Source organism: Klebsiella sp. GB_Kp056, assembly GCF_040064755.1.
GTDB classification, from domain to species: Bacteria; Pseudomonadota; Gammaproteobacteria; order Enterobacterales; family Enterobacteriaceae; genus Klebsiella; species Klebsiella quasipneumoniae.
In genome coordinates this window covers 1-19,134 of record NZ_JBEAJA010000048.1, presented here as the reverse complement: position 1 = coordinate 19,134, position 19,134 = coordinate 1, and the positions used below count along the sequence as shown (strand labels likewise).

At 64.1% G+C, this 19,134-nt stretch carries 16 protein-coding genes; 12 read left to right on the top strand and 4 right to left on the bottom strand.

All coding sequences use genetic code 11. The features are described 5' to 3' along the window. Nucleotides 1-35: 35 nt before the first annotated feature. Genes ABLV52_RS11955 through ABLV52_RS11940 form a run of 4 tightly spaced genes read left to right on the top strand, consistent with a single transcriptional unit; the run spans nt 36 to nt 4,478 of the window. Nucleotides 36-1,538: a sugar ABC transporter ATP-binding protein gene (locus ABLV52_RS11955; protein ID WP_074186689.1), complete on the top strand. Its 1,503-nt coding sequence runs from the start codon at nt 36-38 to the stop codon at nt 1,536-1,538. Further along, the gene (locus ABLV52_RS11950; protein ID WP_132134030.1) at nt 1,535-2,524 is read left to right on the top strand and encodes an ABC transporter permease; all 990 of its coding nucleotides are present in this window, start codon (nt 1,535-1,537) and stop codon (nt 2,522-2,524) included. Before ABLV52_RS11955 ends, ABLV52_RS11950 begins: the two co-directional genes overlap by 4 nt. Further along, complete coding sequence (locus ABLV52_RS11945; RefSeq protein WP_348890426.1) at nt 2,521-3,525, top strand: ABC transporter permease; 1,005 nt, start codon at nt 2,521-2,523, stop codon at nt 3,523-3,525. The genes ABLV52_RS11950 and ABLV52_RS11945 overlap by 4 nt, the downstream gene beginning before the upstream one ends. Before the next feature lie 11 nt (nt 3,526-3,536). After that, a complete protein-coding gene (locus ABLV52_RS11940) occupies nt 3,537-4,478 on the top strand; it encodes a sugar kinase (RefSeq protein ID WP_023288809.1) in 942 nt (313 codons plus the stop codon). A 41-nt stretch (nt 4,479-4,519) separates the two neighbouring features. On the opposite strand, the gene ABLV52_RS11935 is transcribed toward ABLV52_RS11940, so the two are convergent. Genes ABLV52_RS11935 through ABLV52_RS11925 form a run of 3 tightly spaced genes read right to left on the bottom strand, consistent with a single transcriptional unit; the run spans nt 4,520 to nt 7,665 of the window. Continuing rightward, a complete protein-coding gene (locus ABLV52_RS11935; RefSeq protein ID WP_348890425.1) occupies nt 4,520-5,551 on the bottom strand; it encodes a 2-hydroxyacid dehydrogenase in 1,032 nt (343 codons plus the stop codon). Beyond that, entirely contained in the window at nt 5,548-7,044 is a 1,497-nt protein-coding gene (locus ABLV52_RS11930; RefSeq protein WP_348890424.1) for an FGGY-family carbohydrate kinase, read from the bottom strand. The genes ABLV52_RS11935 and ABLV52_RS11930 overlap by 4 nt, the downstream gene beginning before the upstream one ends. 12 nt (nt 7,045-7,056) lie before the next feature. Next, nucleotides 7,057-7,665, bottom strand: coding sequence for a methylthioribulose 1-phosphate dehydratase (locus ABLV52_RS11925; protein ID WP_008805607.1), 609 nt, complete (start codon nt 7,663-7,665; stop codon nt 7,057-7,059). 452 nt (nt 7,666-8,117) lie between these two features. Between ABLV52_RS11925 and codB the strand changes: the two genes are divergently transcribed. From codB to ABLV52_RS11890, 7 genes are all read left to right on the top strand, one after another. Further along, nucleotides 8,118-9,380 (top strand): cytosine permease, encoded by a 1,263-nt coding sequence (gene codB / locus ABLV52_RS11920; RefSeq protein WP_044521587.1) that lies wholly within the window; start codon nt 8,118-8,120, stop codon nt 9,378-9,380. Then, nucleotides 9,377-10,612, top strand: coding sequence for a PucR family transcriptional regulator ligand-binding domain-containing protein (locus tag ABLV52_RS11915; protein ID WP_023288805.1), 1,236 nt, complete (start codon nt 9,377-9,379; stop codon nt 10,610-10,612). Before codB ends, ABLV52_RS11915 begins: the two co-directional genes overlap by 4 nt. Then, the gene (gene codA / locus ABLV52_RS11910) at nt 10,609-11,847 is read left to right on the top strand and encodes a cytosine deaminase (protein WP_348890423.1); all 1,239 of its coding nucleotides are present in this window, start codon (nt 10,609-10,611) and stop codon (nt 11,845-11,847) included. The genes ABLV52_RS11915 and codA overlap by 4 nt, the downstream gene beginning before the upstream one ends. Nucleotides 11,848-11,992: 145 nt before the next feature. Continuing rightward, complete coding sequence (locus ABLV52_RS11905; RefSeq protein WP_072096504.1) at nt 11,993-12,949, top strand: LacI family DNA-binding transcriptional regulator; 957 nt, start codon at nt 11,993-11,995, stop codon at nt 12,947-12,949. A 121-nt stretch (nt 12,950-13,070) separates the two neighbouring features. Then, complete coding sequence (locus ABLV52_RS11900) at nt 13,071-13,880, top strand: inositol monophosphatase (protein ID WP_023288802.1); 810 nt, start codon at nt 13,071-13,073, stop codon at nt 13,878-13,880. Nucleotides 13,881-13,990: 110 nt separating this feature from the next. Continuing rightward, entirely contained in the window at nt 13,991-15,349 is a 1,359-nt protein-coding gene (locus ABLV52_RS11895) for an MFS transporter (RefSeq protein ID WP_023288801.1), read from the top strand. Nucleotides 15,350-15,375: 26 nt separating this feature from the next. After that, a complete protein-coding gene (locus tag ABLV52_RS11890) occupies nt 15,376-16,644 on the top strand; it encodes a histidine phosphatase family protein (protein WP_348890422.1) in 1,269 nt (422 codons plus the stop codon). 58 nt (nt 16,645-16,702) lie between these two features. Here the strand turns inward: ABLV52_RS11890 and mtnA are convergent, their stop codons facing one another. Beyond that, complete coding sequence (mtnA, locus tag ABLV52_RS11885; protein ID WP_117127642.1) at nt 16,703-17,731, bottom strand: S-methyl-5-thioribose-1-phosphate isomerase; 1,029 nt, start codon at nt 17,729-17,731, stop codon at nt 16,703-16,705. A 101-nt stretch (nt 17,732-17,832) separates the two neighbouring features. Between mtnA and mtnK the strand changes: the two genes are divergently transcribed. Further along, on the top strand, nt 17,833-19,032 hold the full coding sequence (gene mtnK / locus ABLV52_RS11880) for an S-methyl-5-thioribose kinase (protein WP_348890421.1): 1,200 nt from the start codon (nt 17,833-17,835) through the stop codon (nt 19,030-19,032). The last annotated feature ends 102 nt before the right edge of the window (nt 19,033-19,134 follow it).

Genomic DNA, 19,134 nt, shown 5'->3' with positions numbered 1-19,134 from the left:
ACCCTGGCGGGGAGCGCCCCGCCGCGGGTCTGGTCATGGACCAGATCGGCAAACGTTTTGCCAGCGTAACGGCGCTTAATGCGGTTACCCTGCGCCTCAATCCGGGGGAAATTCATGGCCTGATTGGCGAGAACGGCGCCGGTAAATCGACGCTGATCAAAATCCTCGCCGGCGTCTATCAGGCCGACAGCGGTAGCGCGACCCTCGACGGCCGCCCGCTGCCCCTCGGCAACCCGGCAGCCATCGAAGCCGCCGGCATCCGCGTGATCCACCAGGAGCTCAACCTGATCCCGCACTTTACCGTCGCGGAATCGGTGTTTCTGGGTCAGGAGTATCGCACCCGCTGGGGGGCGCTGGATCGCCGACGGATGAGGGCCGCCACGGCGCAATTTTTCCAGCAAAACTGGCAGCTGGCGATCGACCCCGAACGCCTGGTGCGGGATCTGAGCCTGGCCGAGCGCAAGCTGGTGCAAATCGCCCGCGCGCTGATCGACGGCGCGGCGCGGCTGGTGGTGTTCGACGAGCCCACCGCCCCCCTCGAGGCCCAGGAGGCCAGTCTGGTCTCCTCCGCCATTCTGCGCCTGCGCGACCAGGGCATTGCCATTCTGTATATTTCCCACTACCTCAATGAGATAGCCACCCTCTGCGACCGCGGCACCGTGCTGCGCAACGGGGAAGTGGTCGGCTACCCGGACCGCGACCTGCTGCAGAATACCGAGGCGCTGATCGCCATGATGGTCGGCCGGGAAATCGACCAGCTGTATACCCCGCGCCAGCGCCCGGCGGCAGACAACGGGGCGGCTCCATTACTCTCGGTGCGCCAGCTGAGCGACGGACGGCAGCTACAGGACCTCTCTTTTGATATTCACCCGGGGGAGATCGTCGGCGTCGCCGGTCTGCTCGGCGCCGGGCGCGATGTGCTGGTTGACTTACTCTACGGCTTGCGCCCGGCGGAGCGCGGTACGATCCACCTCGACGGCCAGCCGCGACGTATCCGTACGCCAAAGCAGGCGATCCGCGCCGGAATGGCGCTGGTCCCGCGTGACCGCCGTCATCAGGGGCTGATCCTGCCTTTCACCACCGCTGACAACATTAATCTCGCCTCGCTGCCCGAGACCGCCACCTTTGGCTGGGAGCGGCGGGGGCTTGCCGAGCAGAAAGCGCGCGACTGGATAGCGCAGCTGGCGATCCGCCCGGGACGCCCGGCCCTGCCGGTACGCTACATGAGCGGCGGCAACCAGCAAAAAGCGATCCTCGCCCGCTGGCTCGGCACCGATGCCCGGCTGTTTATTCTCGATGAACCCACCCTTGGGGTTGATATCGGCGCCCGCCGCGATATTTATCAACGTACGCGCCAGCTGGCCGATCAAGGACGGGCGGTGCTGGTCTCCTCCAGCGACGCCACCGAATTACTCGGACTATGCGACCGGATCCTCGTCCTCTGGCGCGGCGCGCTGGCGGCCAATCTGCCCACCCGCGGGCTGACCCTCGACGCCCTGCTGGTGGCGATCAACGGCGGACAGGAGCCTTCACCATGAGTACCGCTATCCAGCGTCGCAGCCGTCCGGGCCTGGCGACGCTTATTGAAAAATTCCCCCTGATCCTGTTTCTGGCGCTGCTGGTGTGGCTGAGCGTGCAGTCGCCCTACTTCCTCAGCTGGCAAAATATCAGCCTGATGCTGGTCCAGAGCGTTCCGCTGGCGATCCTCTGTTTCGGCCTGGTCTGCGTCATCGCCGTTGGCGGAGATGACGTGGTCTCCGGCGGCATCGACCTCTCCCTGCCGGCGACCGCGGTGCTCGGCGTCGCGCTGCTCAGCCTTGGGCTGGCCGAATGGCACGCGCCGTATCTCCTGCTGCTGGCGCTGCTGGCGGCGGTTTGCCTGCTCTGCGGGGCGATCAACGGCTTCCTGGTGCTGGCGGCCGGCCTGCCGCCGCTGCTGGCCACCCTCTCGACTTCGGTGGCGTTTACCGGCCTGACGGACCTGTTGACCGGCCAGCGGCGCATCGCGGTCAGCGATCCGCTGATGGTCGCCTTTCGCGATAACAGCGTGCTGGGCCTGCCCTGGCCGCTGGTCTATCTGCTGGGGGTGTTTATCCTGTTCCAGTTCCTGCTCCATCACTCCCGCTTCGGCCAGCATGTGCAGGCGGTGGGCGGCAATCGCGATATGGCGCAGATGAGCGGCCTGAACGTGCGCCGCTTAACCCTGCTGGTCTGGCTGTTAGCGGGCATCGCCGCCGGGCTGGCTATTCTGCCGCTGCTCAGCCAGGGCTCCGGCAGCTCCAGCGGAACGGCCACGCCGCTGCTGCTGGAAACCGTGCTGGCGACCTTTATCGGCGCCGCCTTCTCGCGTCGTCGGGTGGTCACCATCTGGGGCGCGCTGCTGGGGGCGATCCTTGTTAACGCCCTCTCTAACGGGCTCGGCCTGCTGGGGGTCAATATCTTCTGGATGGGCGCCATTAAAGGCGGCCTGATCCTGGTGGTGCTGGCGGCATCGGCGGTCAGACACAAAGGAGGCGAGGCATGAGCCAAATCACCCTGAAAACCCCAGCGCCTGCGGAACAGACGGCCAGCAGCCCGCTGGCCTGGCTGTCGCGGGCCGGATTCGGCGTCATCACCCTGCTGGCCATTGCCCTGTTCGGCTGGGCGAATCCGGTATTTTTAACCGTGGATAACTGGGCCAACCTGCTGCAGGGCAGCGCGATCCTGCTGATTGTGGCGATGGCGATGACCCTGATCGTCAGCGCGGGCGCGATTGACCTGTCGGTAGGCGTCGCGCTCGATTTTGGCGCCGCCTTCGCCCTCGTCGCCCTGAAAACCTGGCATCTGCCGTGGCAGGCGGCGGTGGGCTGCGCCCTGCTCGGCGGGGTGCTGATTGGCCTGCTCAATGCTTTTCTGATCCTCATCTGCCGGATCCGCCCCTTCCTCGCCACCCTTGGCACCTGGTTTATCGCCAGCAGCGCGGAACGCATCTATACCGATGGCGGCGGCGCGATAGCCTATCGGCGGATGGCCCCCGAGTATCACGACCTGGCGGTGGGTAACCTTGGCGGCATCCCCACGCCGGTCGCGATCGTGCTGGCGCTGTGGCTGGCGGCCTGGCTAGTCACCGAGCGTACCCTGTGGGGCAAATATATCCGCGCCATCGGTCAGAACAGCGAAGCGGCGCGCATCGCCGGGATCCGCGATCGCCTGACCATGCTCGGCGTGCTGGTGGCCGCCTCGGCCCTCTGCGCCGTCGGCGGGGTGATCCTCTCCGCCAACCTGCGGCAATTTACCCCGCTGGCCGGGCAGTCTTATCTGATGGACGCCATTGCGGCGGTGTTTATCGGCACCGCCTTTAACCGTCTGGGCCGGGTCAGCATCGCCGGCACGCTGGGCGGCGTGCTGTTCCTCGCCATTATTGATAATGGTCTGAATCTGATGGGGCTCAATTATCTGGTGAAGGACGCGCTGGTCGGGGTGATTCTGGTGGTGGCCCTCGCCCTATCCTTCTGGCAGGCGCGCCTGCGCCAAACGCATCGCTAAACGGGAGAACGATGGCAACCTTTGACGCCGTGTTTGTCGGCCTGACTATTCTGGATATCGCCGGGCGCCCGGTGGTGGCGATCCCGCCGCGCGGCGGCGTCGCCTTTATTGAGCAAATTCGCCTCAACCCCGCCGGTACCGCCGCGGGGGCCAATATTAACGCCGCGAAGCTCGGGATCCGCACCGCAGCGGTGGCCTGCCTGGGCGAAGATGAAAAAGCCGACTTTATCCTCGCCAGCTATGCCCGGCTGGGCATCGACTGCTCGCTTATCCAGCGCACCGCGCTGAAGGAGACCTCGGCGACGATCCTGCCGATTCGCCCCAACGGCGAACGTCCGGCCCTGCACTGCCGGGGCGCGTCTGACGCCCTGTTCGTCAGCGAGGCGGAATTTGACGCCGTCCTTGACTGTCGCTTCCTGCATCACGGCGGGACCGGACTGCTGGCGGCAATGGACCAGGGACAGAGCGCGCGGCTGTTGCAGGCGGCCAAAGCGCGCGGGGTCACCACCAGCTTTGATCTTATCGCCCCGAATGAACACACTCTGGAACTGCTGCGGCCCCTGCTGCCGTCGGTGGATTATTTCATGCCTTCCCTGGAGGAAGCCGCCTTTCTCTCCGGGGAGACGCAGCCGGAGGCCATCGCCCGCTTTTTCTTTGCGCTGGGCGTGGGCACCTGCATTCTGAAAGACGGCGAGAACGGCTCCTGGCTTATCGGCCGCGATGGCGCGCTGGAGCATATTGCGCCGTGGCCGGTCGAGGCGGTGGATACCACCGGCTGCGGCGACAGCTACTGCGGCGGGTTTATAGCCGCGCTGGCGCGCGGACTCAGCGTGAAAGCGGCGTGCGACGTCGCCTCGGCGGTGGCCGCGCTGGTGGCGACCGGGATGGGATCGGATGCCGGGGTGGTGGACTGGGAACAGACCCAGGCTTTTATGGCGGCCCATCGCCCCTGACGCTGGACCCGCGCCGCCGCAGGCGCGGCGGCGCAAGCGGCTTAACGCCACTGGTACAGCAGCGGCTCCCCGGCGACATAGCGCTGAAGATCGGCGGCAATCATCGCCGTGTGTTTGGCGACACTCTCCCGGGTAGCCCCGGCGATATGCGGCGTAATAATCACGTTATCAAACTCGGTGACAAATGGGTGATCGCGCCACAGCGGTTCGCGGTGATACACGTCCAGCGCCGCGCCGCCCAGCGGGCCGTGACGCAGGGCATCAATCAGCGCCGCTTCGTCGACCACCGCCGCGCGGGAGGTATTGATCAGCAGCGCGCCGGGCTTCATGCTGTTTAACAGCGCCGCATTCACCAGCCCGTCGCTGTGCGGTCCGCTGCTCAGATGCAGGCTGACGATATCCGCGTCGCGGAACAGCGCCTCGAGGGTCGTTTTCTGTAGCCCTGGCTCATTAATATCCTCTGCGGCGACGAACGGATCCACCACCCACACCGCCATGCCGAACGCCCGGGCGATACGCGCCACCCGGCGGCCAATGTTGCCATAGCCCACCAGCCCCAACGTTTTATTGCGCAGTTCACTGCCCTTAAACACTTCATAGGGGCTTTCCGGGCTTACGTCCCAGACCACATCCCGCCGCAGGCCCTGCTGGGTGGCGGCGGCGGCGGCATTATCAGCCTGCGTGAACTCCCCCCGCTTCAGCGCCGCATGGGATTGCGGAATGTGGCGCGCCAGGCTGAGCATCAGGCCAAGCGTCAGCTCCGCGGCGGCATCGGCATTGCGCCCCGGGGTGTAGAGCACCCGGATGCCGCGCGCCTGCGCGGCCTGGGTGTCAATATTCACCGGATTGGCGCGGGTACAGGCGATCACCTGCAGGTGCGGACAGGCGGCCATCACCGCGTCCGTCACTTCATCATAGCTGGTCACCAGCACCTCGGCGTCGTGGGCCAGCTCAATCAGCTGGCCGGCGCTGAGTTTCGGTTTGCCCAGCGCCCATCCCTCCACCAGCAGTTCGCCCAGCTGGTGGAAAGCGCTAAGGTCGCCAGCATGCTCGGCGGTAAAAACGATTTTCATGGTTGTACTTCCTGAGAAAGACGTTGAAGAGCGGCCTGCCTGGCCTGCCATACCGGCAGCATCTGCTCGCGCAGCAGGCGATAAACGGGATACAGCGCCACATAGCGGGCATGCGCCTGAGGGCGCGGCTGATAGCGGGTCTGCGCCAGCGGAGGCGTCTCGGCCAGCGCAGCGACGCTGCGGGCCGCCAGAATCGCCGCCCCGCGCGCGCTCAGTTCGTTAAAGGCGCTGGAGACCACCGTGCGCCCGGTACAGTCGGCGATAATCTGCAGCCAGGTGGCCGAGGCGGCGCCGCCGCCGGTCAGATACAGCTCGCCGCCCTGCGGATAACCCTGCAGCGCATCGACAATGGCGAAGGCCAGGCCTTCAAACACCGCGCGCTGCAGTTCGGCGCGGGTGGTGTGCGGGCTAATGCCGATAAAGCCGGCCCGCGCGTCGGGACTGTAAAACGGCGCGCGTTCGCCATTGAGGTACGGCTGCCAGAAGACGCCGCCGCTGCCCGGCTCCACGTCCGCGATCGCCTGCTCCAGCCGACCCAGATCGGCGTCCAGCGAAATATGCTGCTGCAGCCAGTCAATGTTTGGCGTACCGGCCTGCATCGGAAACAGCGAGATCACCTGTCCGGCTTCGGTATGGGTGACAAAGCGCGTCGCCTCGTTCACCGTCTGCGGGCCGCGGCAGACGATCCCGGTGCAGCAGGTGGTGCCGAGGATCGTGTAGATGTCCCCTTCGTTGACCGCGCCGCAGCCCAGCGCGGCGCTGCAGACATCCAGCGCCCCGGCGGCCACCGGCGTCGCGGCGGGCAGCCCGGTCAGCGCCGCCACCGCGTCGCTCAGCGTGCCGGCCGGAGCATCCGGGGCCAGCAGCGGGGGAAACAGCGGCAGCAGTTCGTCCAGCCCCATCTCGTTCATCACCACCGAGGACCAGCTGCCGCTCTGCTGATTGAGTAACGAGCTGCTGGCGTCCGTCAGCTCCAGCGCCGCCACGCCGGTCAGGCGAAAGCGGATCCAGTCCTTGGCGAAAAACAGATAGCGCGCGGCCGCCAGCCGCTCCGGCTGATACTGTTTCAGCCAGTACAGCTGCAGGCTGGTATTGCAGGGCTGCAGGTGGGTGCCGGTATCGGCGAAATAGCGGCGGTCAAAGCCGGGCCGGCGCAGCAGGTCGCTCATCAGCGCGTGGCTGCGGGTATCGCTCCACAGGATCCCCGGGCCCACCGGTTCGCCCTGCTCATCGCTGAGCCAGACTCCCTCCCCTTGCCCGGCGAGGCCGATGGCCCGCAGCCGCCCCGCCTGCAGCGCCGGGTGGCGGGCAATCTGGCGCAGAATAGCCAGCACCGAATGCCACAGCTGGGTCATATCCTGTTCCGCGTAGCCATTGGCCGACAGGCGGGGAGAGGTGTTTTCCGCGGCGCTGGCGCGCGCGGTGAAATGCTGATCAAACAGCACCGCTTTCACCCGGGAGGTGCCGATATCGATACCAAGATAAAAATCCATACCTGCTCCGGCTCAAGGCTCGTAGCGGCGGCGCATCAGCTCGCACTCGAACAGGAACTCCAGCCCTTCCAGTTGTCGGCGGGCCTCCTGAATATCTTTGCCCCAGCAGGTCAGGCCATGTCCGCGCAGCAGAAAGCCGTAGCGCAGCGGGCGGGTTTGCGCATAATCGGCAATCCGCGCCGCCAGGGCGTCAATATCCTGATCGTTATCGAAAATGGCGACCGGAACGGTGTCGAGATGGCTGTGCTGCCCGCTGAGGGTTTTCTGCATTTCATACCCCTGCAGCGCCAGCGTGTCGCTTTTTTCGATGCGCGACAGCACGGTGGCGTTGACGGTATGCACATGCAGCACCACGTTGGCCTCCGGGAACAGGCGATAGACCAGCGTGTGCAGGCCGGTCTCGGCCGACGGTTTCCGTCCGGAAGGGGCCTGGTTGGTGGCGATCTCCACCTGCAGGAAATCCTCGGTCGTCAGGCTGCCTTTGTCGCGGCCCGACTCGCTTAGCCAGCACCAGGTGTCATCCTGACGCACCGACATATTGCCGCCGGTCGCCGGCGCCCAGCCTTTCGCGCCGATCCAATGACAGGTGGTAACCAGTTGCGCGAGTCTTTCTTGCCACATAGCAGTTCCTTAGGTTAGCGATGATTTATTTAGCCGTCTAAATGGCTATTTACCCGATACTAACACCGCTAACCGGAGGGAACAATATTTCAGGAAACACACATAAGACAAATGGTTATATCATAAATGCATATTAAATAACCTTTATTCACAGCAATTTAACCAACCGCGGTGAGTCCGCTACGATTCCCTCCTGTCTGGCGCCAAAACGCTGGCGGATTCTGCTGACTGAAATTCTCCGCCTGCGCCGGGAATACCGTCGCCGCTCTCCTCTGCCCCCGACTGGTGCAAAACATGGCAGGATGCACACTAAAATGGCATTACTCCCCCTGCATCCTGCAATAACTGTGCATATTGCACACCGCGCGCTATTCCCCGTGCCCGGTTTTTCCTGGCACATCTCTTGCTACTTCCGGCTATCACCGCCCATCTAACCAGCCAGAGGTTCCAGGATGTCAAACAGCAATGATTTTCCCCTCGTCGAAGCGCCCGCCGCCGGACGTAAAGGCGTATTTTCCATCGCCATGGTGTTATTCAGCTTTACCTTTTTCACCGGCACGATGTTCGCCGGCGGTAAACTCGGCGTCTCCTTTTCCATCGTCAATCTGCTGTGGATAGCCTTCATCGGCAACGCCTTGCTGGCCCTGTATGCCGCATCGCTGGGCTGGATCGCCGCGCGCAGCGGTCTCAATACGGTGCTGATGGGCCGCTTCTGCTTCGGCGAGATCGGCAGCAAGCTGGCCGATTTTATCCTTGGCTTCGCCGAGCTGGGCTGGTACGCGTGGGGGACGGCCACGGTCGCTATCTCGCTGGTGAAGATCCTCGCTCTGCCCGAGGCGCTGACCCTGCCGCTGATGGTGCTGTTTGGCATTCTGTTCTGCGTCACCGCGCTGGTGGGCTACAAGGGGCTGGACGCGCTGTCGCGCCTGTCGGTGCCGCTGATGTTCGTGCTGCTGGTGGTCTCCATGTATCTGGCGCTGCGCCACGCCGGCGGCTGGCAGGCGATGACCCGCATTGCGCCAGGCGACGCCATGACCTGGTCGGCGGCCATCACCATGGTCTTTGGCACCTTCGCCAGCGGCGCCACCCAGGCTACAAACTGGACCCGGCTGGCCAACTCCAGCCGTACCGCCATTCTCGCCAGCATGGGCAGCTTCCTCGTCGGCAACGGGCTGATGATCGTCGCCGGCGCCTGGTGCGCTATCGTCTATCAACAGGCCGATATCGTCGAAGTGCTGATCCTGCAGGGGCTGTCGGTGGCCGCGGTGATCATGCTGTGTCTCAATCTGCTGACCATCCAGGGCCCCACCATCTATAACGTCTCCGCCGCCGCCTGCCATCTGCTGCGCAGCGAACGTCGCCGCACGCTGACCCTCGCCGCCGCCGGGGTGGGCATTGTGCTGGCCATTGGCGGTATGTACGAAATGCTGATCCCGTTCCTCGTGCTGCTGGGCAGCATTATCCCGCCCATCGGCGGGGTGATCCTCGCCGACTACTGGTTCGCCCGCGGCGGACGCTATCCCCTGCTGCAGAACGCCCGCCTGCCGCGTTTTAACTGGCTGGGACTCGGCGCCTACGCCGCCGGCGCGGTGGTGGCTTATCTGTCGCCGTGGATCGCGCCGCTGGTGGGGATCACCGTCTCCGCGCTGGTCTATATCGCCCTGACCCTGCTAAGCAAGCGTCAGCCTGCCGCCGTCGCGGAGCAGGAGCCATGAGCCTGACGGTCAGCGAACTGCTGGCCCTTGAGGGACTCTCCGCCCTGCGTCTGCGGGCGGGAAAGCAAGGGCTGCAGCGGGCGGTACGCTGGTACTACGTGGCGGAAAATGAGCATATCGCCGAGTGGATCATGGGCGGCGAGCTGGTCTTTATCACCGGCATCAACCATCCCCGGGATGAAGCCAACCTGATCCAGCTGCTGATGGAGGGCAAACAGCGCGGCATCGCCGGGATGGTGATCCTCACCGGCGAGGCCTATATCCACGCCATTCCCGCCACGCTGATCGCGCTTGCCGACGAGCTGGGCATTCCGCTGATCGAGCAGCCCTACCTGCTGAAGATGGTGATTGTCACCGAGCGGGTCGGCACCGCGCTGGTCCGCAGCGAAAGCGCCCTGCAGTCGCAGCGCGACATCCTGATGCAGCTGGTCACCGGCGACTATCCGGACCTGCAGATGCTCCACCAGCGCGCCCTCCACCAGCAGCTCGATTTTACCCGCCCGCTGCGGCTGGCGGCGCTGCGCCTGGAGGGACTGTCCCGCCTGTTTCGCCAGTTTCCGCCCGAACAGGCCGAAGCCTGGCTGCAGCAGGCCCACCGCAGCGTGCGCCAGCAGCTGCAGCTGCAGCTCAACCAGCAGGGCAACCCCTTCCCGCTGCTGGAGCGCAGCAACATGTTCCTTTTCCTGCTGCCGGATGAGGAGGGGGAAGGCTTTCAGCAGAAAAAGTGGCTACAGCAGTGGCTGCAGACGCTGGCGGAGGGAGAAGAGAGTTTGTCGCTGCTCTGCGGCCTTTCCGCGCCGGTCAGGCAGCTGCAGGGCTACCCGCGGGCGCTGTCGCAGGCGCGACAGGCGCTGGATCTTTGCGATACCCTGCGGCCGACCCAGCGGATCAGCGACTATCAGCAGCTGGGGTTTATCAAACTGCTGTCCGCGGTCAGCGACCCGGCGCTGCTCAACGATTTTATGCACGACACCCTGGGCTGCCTGATCGAGCCGGGCCGTAAAGCGCCGTGGCTGCTGCTGGAGACCCTCGAGACGCTGCAGCAGGAGAACGGCAACGTGGTGCGGGCTGCCGACCGGCTGGGTCTCCATCGCAACACCCTGCATCAGCGCATCCAGCGTATTGAAAAACTGACCGGCTACCCGGTCAGCCACCCTCAGTTTCATCTCAACGCCTCGGTCGCGCTGGTGATCTGGCGTTTATCGCAAAACCATTTACAGGACCAACCATGAAAATTGTTAACGCCCGCCTGCGCCGCCAGGAGGCGCTGTTTACCCTTGAGCTGCAGGACAGCCTCATTCAGCGCATGACCGCCCAAACCGCGATGCAGACCGCCGACGCCGGCGATATCGACGCCCGGGGCCGGCTGGCGATCCCCCCCTTCGTCGAGCCGCATATTCATCTTGACGCCACCCTCACCGCGGGCGAGCCGGAGTGGAACCGCAGCGGCACCCTGTTTGAAGGCATCACCCGCTGGAGCCAGCGCAAAGCGAGCATCACCCCGGAGGACACCCGCCAGCGGGCGCTAAAAACCATCGGCATGCTGCGCGATTTCGGCGTCCAGCACGTCCGGACCCATGTGGATGTCACCGACCCGTCGCTGTCGGCCCTGCAGGCGCTGCTGGCGGTGAAAAAAGAGGCCGCCGATCTCATCGATCTGCAGATTGTCGCCTTTCCGCAGGAGGGGATTGAATCCTACCCCGACGGTCGGGGGCTGATGACGCGCGCCATCGAGATGGGCGCCGACGTGGTGGGCGGTATTCCGCACTATGAAAACACCCGCGACAAAGGGGTCAGTTCGGTGATGTTTTTGATGGACCTCGCCCAGCGCTATGGCCGCCTGGTGGATGTCCACTGCGATGAAATCGACGATCCGCAGTCGCGTTTCCTCGAAGTGCTGGCGGAAGAGGCCCGGGTGCGCGGTATGGGGGCGCAGGTCACCGCCAGCCACACCTGCGCGATGGGCTCTTATGACAACGCCTACTGTTCGAAGCTGTTTCGCCTGCTGAAAGCCTCGGGGATCAACTTTATCTCCTGCCCGACCGAAAGCATTCATCTGCAGGGCCGGTTTGACAGCTGGCCGAAACGGCGCGGCGTCACTCGGGTGGCGGAGCTGGATCGCGCCGGCATCAACGTCTGCTTTGCTCAGGACTCAATTCAGGATCCGTGGTATCCGCTGGGGAACGGCAATATCCTGCGCATTCTGGATGCCGGACTGCACATCTGTCATATGCTCGGCTATGACGATCTGCAGCGCTGCCTTGACTTCGTCACCGACAACAGCGCCCGAGCGCTCTGTCTGGGCGATAACTACGGCCTCGCCGAAGGCCGCCCGGCTAACCTGCTGATCCTCGATGCGGAAAACGACTACGAGGCCGTCCGCCGCCAGGCGCGGGTGCTAACCTCTATTCGCCACGGTAAGGTGATTTTACAGCGTGAGGTGGAGCACATCCGCTACCCGGCATAAGGCGCAAGGCGCTGCGCGTCGGCGCCTTTCTGTGATACCTTTTCAGGCAGTGTGCGTGACCGACGCCCGCCCGGGCGTCGGCTTCCTGGAAAACAGACGGCGCGAAACGACGATGAGCGATAAAAAATGGATTAAGGCCGAGGATGTGGCCAGACTGGCCGGCGTCTCTCGCTCGGCGGTCTCCCGGACCTTCACCCCCGGCGCCTCGGTGTCGGAGAAGACCCGGCAGAAGGTGCTGAGCGCCGCGGAAGCTCTGGGCTATCAGGTGAATATCATCGCCCGGACGATGATCACCGGCAGTAGTAATTTTATCGGCATCGTCACCGCCGGTTTTGACAACCCGTTTCGCAGCAAACTGCTGGCGCCGCTGGTCCATCAGCTGGCGCTCAACGGCTTTATGCCGCTGCTGATGAACGCTGACGATCCGCAGCAGCTCGCCCCTTCGCTTAAACAGCTGCTGAGCTACCACGTCGCCGGCGTGATCATCACCTCCGGCGCGCCGCCGCTGTCGCTGGCGGAAGAGTACCTGGCGCGCAAGATCCCCGTCACCCTGATCAACCGTCATGCGGACCTCGCCGGCTGCGACCGGGTGTGCAGCGATAACGCCCAGGGGGCGAAGCTGGTGGCGGGCTTGTTCAGTCGTCGAGGCTGGCGGCAGGTTGGCTTTATTGGCGAAAATCGCGAGAACTTCAGCACCCGCCAGCGTTATGACGCTTTCATCGCTCAGACGTCGGGCATGACGGTCACCAGCCGCTTCTGCGACGGCGGCGGTTATCAGGCCGGCCACCAGGCCGCCAGAGAATTAGTTGCTGAAAACCCCGGGGTGCAGGCCCTGTTCTGCGCCACCGATATGCTGGCGCTGGGCGCCCTGGACGGCCTGCGGGACGCCCCCGCCGCCGCCCCGCTACCGGCCATCGTCGGCTTTGACGATATCCCGCAGGCGGACTGGCGCCCCTATCAGCTCACCACCGTTCAACAGAATACCGCCCTGCTGGCCCACCACGCGGTGGATCTGTTGATGACGCGGATCGCCCGCTTCAGCCTGCCCTCGCGCCATCGCGAAGTGCCGGTGAAACTAATTATTCGTCAAAGTGCGAAATGAAAAAATCATTTTATGCTGGATCGATCACAGAATCTTCTGTGAAACCCGGCCACACTCATTCGGCCCTTCGGGGCTGTTTTTTTCACGCAAAATGCACACGTGTGCAAAATAGGGAGTCACTATGCAATCTCAGGAATCAGAAGCGCTACAGGCCCGCTACCGCCTGGCCTGCGAGCTGGCGAAAGCGGGGGCTGAGCTGGCGTTTGAATACTATCAACAACGCGAAGCGCTGACCGTCGACCATAAGGGCGACGATCTGCAGGATGTGGTCAGCGTGGCCGATAAGCGGGTGGAGGCCTTTGTGAAACAGCGCATTCAGAGCGCGTTTCCGGAGGATGGCTTTCTCGGCGAAGAGAGCGGCGCCCGCCTGTCCGACGCGCGGGTGCTATGGGTGGTCGACCCCATCGATGGCACCAGCTGTTTCCTCAACGGCCTGCACACCTGGTGCCTGTCGCTGGCGATCGTCGCCGACGGCGAACCGGTCATCGGCGTGGTCTATGACCCCAACCATCGCGAGCTGTTTCACGCCCTGCGGGGCCATGGCGCCTGGCTCAACGACGCCCCGATCCGTCCGCACCCCGCGACGACGGTCAGGGAGGGGGTGATGGGCGTCGGCACCTCGCATCGCGTCACCCCGGCGGACTTTCTGCCGTTTCTGCAGGCGCTGCTCAGCGACGGCGGCATGTTTATCCGCAACGGCTCCGGCGCGCTGATGAGCGCCTGGGCGGCGGCAGGCCGGTTGATTGGCTACTACGAGCCGCACATGAACCCATGGGACGCCCTGCCGGGGCTGGTGCTGATGCGCGAAGCGGGCGGCGCCAGCAACGATTTTCTGGCGCAGGAGGGGATCCAGCGCGGCAACCCGCTGCTGCTGGCCAGCCAGACGCTCTACCCGCAGCTGAAAAAGATGATCCTACAACCATTACATTAACCCTTACGGGTCAGGCTATTTCTGATTATGTACTCTACACAGTAACGATAACTTCATTCACGGACGAACCACATCAATCAGTCAGGCCTCCGACCTGCGGAGAACCACCTATGTCTGGAATTATCGCTTTTTTCCGGGCGTCGCCGCCGAAAGCGGGCGCCGCGTTTGATGAACACCGTTTTCGCCGGGTGCGCTGGCAAACCTTTATCGCCATGACCCTGGCCTACGTCACCTTTTACGTCTGCCGGTTATCGTTCACCGTCGCCAAAAGCGCGCTGGTGGAGCTGGGGATCACCCCGACGGAGCTCGGCATGATCGGCTCCACCCTGTTCTTCAGCTACGCCATCGGCAAACTGGTCAACGGCTTTATCGCCGATCACGCCAACGTGGTGCGCTATATGAGCCTCGGTTTATTGCTCAGCGCCGGGATGAACCTGATGATGGGGATGACCACCAACGCCCTGCTGCTGGCAATCTTCTGGGGGATCAACGGCTGGGCGCAGTCGATGGGCGTCGGCCCCTGCGCGGTCTCGCTGGCGCGCTGGTACGGCGTTAAGGAGCGCGGCACCTTCTATGGCATCTGGTCGACGGCGCATAATATCGGCGAGGCCGTCACCTATATGGTGATCGCCGCGGTGATCGCCGGGTTTGGCTGGCAGATGGGCTACCTGTCCACCGCCGCGCTCGGCGCCGCCGGCGTGGTGCTGCTGGTGCTGTTCATGCACGATTCGCCGCAGAGCAGCGGCTTCCCGTCCATCAACGTCATCCGCGATGAACCGCAGGAGGAGGCCGAAGCCCGCGGCTCGGTGTTTAAAAACCAGCTGCTGGCGCTGCGCAACCCGGCGCTGTGGACCCTCGCCCTCGCCTCCGCCTTTATGTACATCGACCGCTACGCCGTCAACTCCTGGGGGATCTTCTTTCTGGAGCAGGATAAAGCCTATTCCACGCTGGAGGCCTCCGGGATTATCGGCGTCAACGCCATCGCCGGCATCGCCGGGACCATCATCGCCGGTATGCTCTCCGACCGCTTTTTCCCGCGCAACCGCAGCGTGATGGCCGGGTTTATCAGCCTGCTGAACACCGCCGGCTTCGCCCTGATGCTCTGGTCGCCGCACAATTATTACACTGATATTCTGGCGATGATTATCTTCGGGGCAACCATTGGCGCTCTGACCTGCTTCCTCGGCGGGCTGATCGCCGTCGATATCTCCTCGCGCAAAGCGGCGGGGGCCGCGCTCGGCACCATCGGCATCGCCAGCTACGCCGGCGCCGGCCTGGGCGAGTTTCTCACCGGGATCATTATTGATAAAACGGCTATCCTTGAGAACGGCAAAACGCTGTATGATTTCAGCACGTTGGCGCTGTTCTGGGTGGGTACCGGTCTGGGTTCCGCGCTACTCTGTTTTACCACTGCCGCCATCGTCGCCCGGCGCCATGCCGTCGAACGGCAGACCTCGTTCTCCTCATAACCGATTAACGAATTAAGGAAGAAGATATGATGCCTGCAAGACATCAGGGGCTGTTACGCCTGTTTATCGCCTGCGCGCTGCCGCTGCTGGCGCTGCAATCTGCCGCCGCCGCGGACTGGCAGCTGGAGAAAGTGGTGGAGCTTAGCCGCCACGGGATTCGTCCGCCGACGGCCGGCAACCGGGAAGCCATCGAGGCCGCCACCGGACGACCGTGGACCGAGTGGACCACCCATGACGGCGAGCTCACCGGTCATGGCTATGCCGCCGTGGTCAATAAAGGGCGTGAGGAAGGCCAGCACTATCGCCAGCTTGGCCTGCTGCAGGCGGGATGCCCGACGGCGGAGTCGATTTACGTGCGCGCCAGCCCGCTGCAGCGGACGCGGGCGACCGCCCAGGCGCTGGTGGATGGCGCCTTCCCCGGCTGCGGCGTCGCTATCCATTACGTCAGCGGGGACGCCGATCCGCTGTTTCAGACCGACAAATTCGCCGCCACGCAAACCGACCCCGCCCGCCAGCTGGCGGCGGTAAAAGAGAAGGCCGGGGATCTGGCGCAGCGTCGGCAGGCGCTGGCGCCGGCCATCCAGCTTTTGAAACAGGCGGTTTGTCAGGCCGATAAGCCCTGCCCGGTCTTCGACACCCCGTGGCAGGTCGAGCAGAGCAAAAGCGGGAAAACCACCATTAGCGGACTGAGCGTGATGGCCAATATGGTGGAGACGCTGCGTCTCGGCTGGAGTGAAAACCTGCCTCTCAGCCAGCTGGCGTGGGGCAAGATCACCCAGGCCAGTCAGATCACCGCCCTGCTGCCGCTGTTAACGGAAAACTACGATCTGAGCAACGACGTGCTGTATACCGCGCAAAAACGCGGGTCGGTGCTGCTCAACGCCATGCTCGACGGCGTCAAACCAGAGGCGAATCCGAACGTACGCTGGCTGCTGCTGGTGGCCCATGACACCAATATCGCCATGGTGCGCACGCTGATGAACTTTAGCTGGCAGCTGCCGGGCTACAGCCGGGGAAATATCCCGCCGGGCAGTAGCCTGGTGCTGGAGCGCTGGCGCGACGCGAAGAGCGGGGAACGCTATCTGCGGGTCTATTTCCAGGCGCAAGGCCTCGACGACCTGCGTCGTCTGCAGACGCCGGATGCGCAGCACCCGATGCTGCGTCAGGAGTGGCGTCAGCCGGGCTGCCGTCAGACCGACGTCGGTACGCTGTGTCCCTTCCAGGCGGCTATCACTGCGCTGGGTCAGCGTATCGACCGGCCCTCCGCCCCGGCGGTAGCGATGGTCCTGCCGTAGCGGCCTGGCGATTGCCCGGGCCCGGGAAACCGTTTTTCCAGGCCCGGCACAGGGTCCGCTATCCGTGGTCCGGCGCAAACGCCCCGGCGGCAACTTGCGCCGGGGTGACCACCCCGCTGTCCAGCACCCAGCCGCTAATCAGCCCGGCAGGCGTGACGTCGAACGCCGGATTGTAAACGGCGGCCCCGGTCGGCGCCCACTGTACCGCGCCAAAGCTGCCCGCCACCCCGGTCACTTCCGCCGCGGCGCGCTGCTCAATGGGGATGGCCGCCCCGTTCGGGCAATGGCGATCGAGGGTCGTCTGCGGCGCAGCGACGTAGAACGGGATCTGGTGGTAATGGGCCAAAACCGCCAGCGAATAGGTGCCGATTTTATTCGCCACATCGCCGTTGGCGGCGATACGGTCGGCGCCGACCCACACCGCATCCACCTGTCCCTGCGCCATCAGGCTGGCGGCCATTGAATCGGTGATCAGCTGATAGGGCACGCCCAGTTCGCCCAGCTCCCACGCGGTTAAACGTCCGCCCTGCAACAGCGGCCGGGTTTCATCGACCCACACGTTGGCCACCTTTCCCTGCCGGTGCGCCAGCGCGATAACGCCCAGGGCGGTCCCCACCCCGGCGGTCGCCAGGCCACCGGTGTTGCAGTGGGTCAGCAGACGGCTACCGGGCTTCACCAGCGCACTGCCCGCCTCAGCGATGCGGTCGCACAGCTGTTTATCTTCTTCGACCAGACGCAGGGCTTCCGCTTCCAGCGCCTGCGGGTAATCCTCCCGGGCCAGCGCCTGCTTCATGCGATCCAGATTATTCATCAGGTTGACCGCCGTCGGCCGCGCCGCGCGCAGCGTCTCCAGCGCCTGCTGGAGTTCATCCCGGCTCAGGCCGCGCTGGGCCAGCAGGGCCAGCAGCAGGCTGGCGGACAGGCCAATCAACGGCGCGCCGCGCACCCGCAGGGCGTGAATATGGTCCACCAGCAGCGCAACGTTATCCGCCGCCAGCCAGCGTTTTTCCTGCGGCAAGGCCTGCTGGTCGAGAATAAAAAGCTGATTTTCACTCACCCGCAGGCTGGTGGTCTGTAATGTCTGCATGTCGTTAAATCCCTGTTGCGTTGTTGTATCACATTGTGTCAGGATGAAATCCAGAAGTATAGACGTCTGAACGGCTTAATCAGAATTCGAGGATCGAGGCAATGTCGCAATACCATACCTTCACCGCCCACGACGCCGTGGCTTACGCGCAGCAGTTCGCCGGCATCGACAACCCATCTGAGCTGGTCAGCGCGCAGGAAGTGGGCGATGGCAACCTCAATCTGGTGTTTAAAGTGTTCGATCGCCAGGGCGTCAGCCGGGCGATCGTCAAACAGGCCCTGCCCTACGTGCGCTGCGTCGGCGAATCCTGGCCGCTGACCCTTGACCGCGCCCGTCTGGAAGCGCAGACCCTGGTCGCCCACTATCAGCACAGCCCGCAGCACACGGTAAAAATCCATCACTTTGATCCCGAACTGGCGGTGATGGTGATGGAAGATCTTTCTGACCACCGCATCTGGCGCGGGGAGCTTATCGCTAACGTCTACTACCCTCAGGCGGCCCGCCAGCTTGGCGACTATCTGGCGCAGGTGCTGTTTCACACCAGCGATTTCTATCTCCATCCCCACGAGAAAAAGGCGCAGGTGGCGCAGTTTATTAACCCGGCGATGTGCGAGATCACCGAGGATCTGTTCTTTAACGACCCGTATCAGATCCACGCGCGCAATAACTACCCGGCGGAGCTGGAGGCCGATGTCGCCGCCCTGCACGACGACGCCCAGCTTAAGCTGGCGGTGGCGGCGCTGAAGCACCGTTTCTTTGCCCATGCGGAAGCGCTGCTGCACGGCGATATCCACAGCGGGTCGATTTTCGTTGCCGAAGGCAGCCTGAAGGCCATCGACGCCGAGTTCGGCTACTTCGGCCCCATCGGCTTCGATATCGGCACCGCCATCGGCAACCTGCTGCTGAACTACTGCGGCCTGCCGGGCCAGCTGGGCATTCGCGACGCCGCCGCCGCGCGCGAGCAGCGGCTGAACGACATCCACCAGCTGTGGACCACCTTTGCCGAGCGCTTCCAGGCGCTGGCGGCGGAGAAAACCCGCGACGCGGCGCTGGCTTACCCCGGCTACGCCTCCGCCTTTCTGAAAAAGGTCTGGGCGGACGCGGTCGGCTTCTGCGGCAGCGAACTGATCCGCCGCAGCGTCGGGCTGTCGCACGTCGCGGATATCGACACTATCCAGGATGACGCTATGCGGCATGAGTGCCTGCGCCACGCCATTACCCTGGGCAAAGCGCTGATCGTATTGGCCGAGCGTATCGACAGCGTCGACGAGCTGCTGGCGCGGGTGCGCCAGTACAGCTGAGCGCGGCCTGTTGCCCTCACCCCAGCCCTCTCCCCCAGGGAGAGGGCGCAAACCCTAAAAAAGTGCAATCTTCAGGGATTGCCCGGCGGCGCTGCGCTTGCG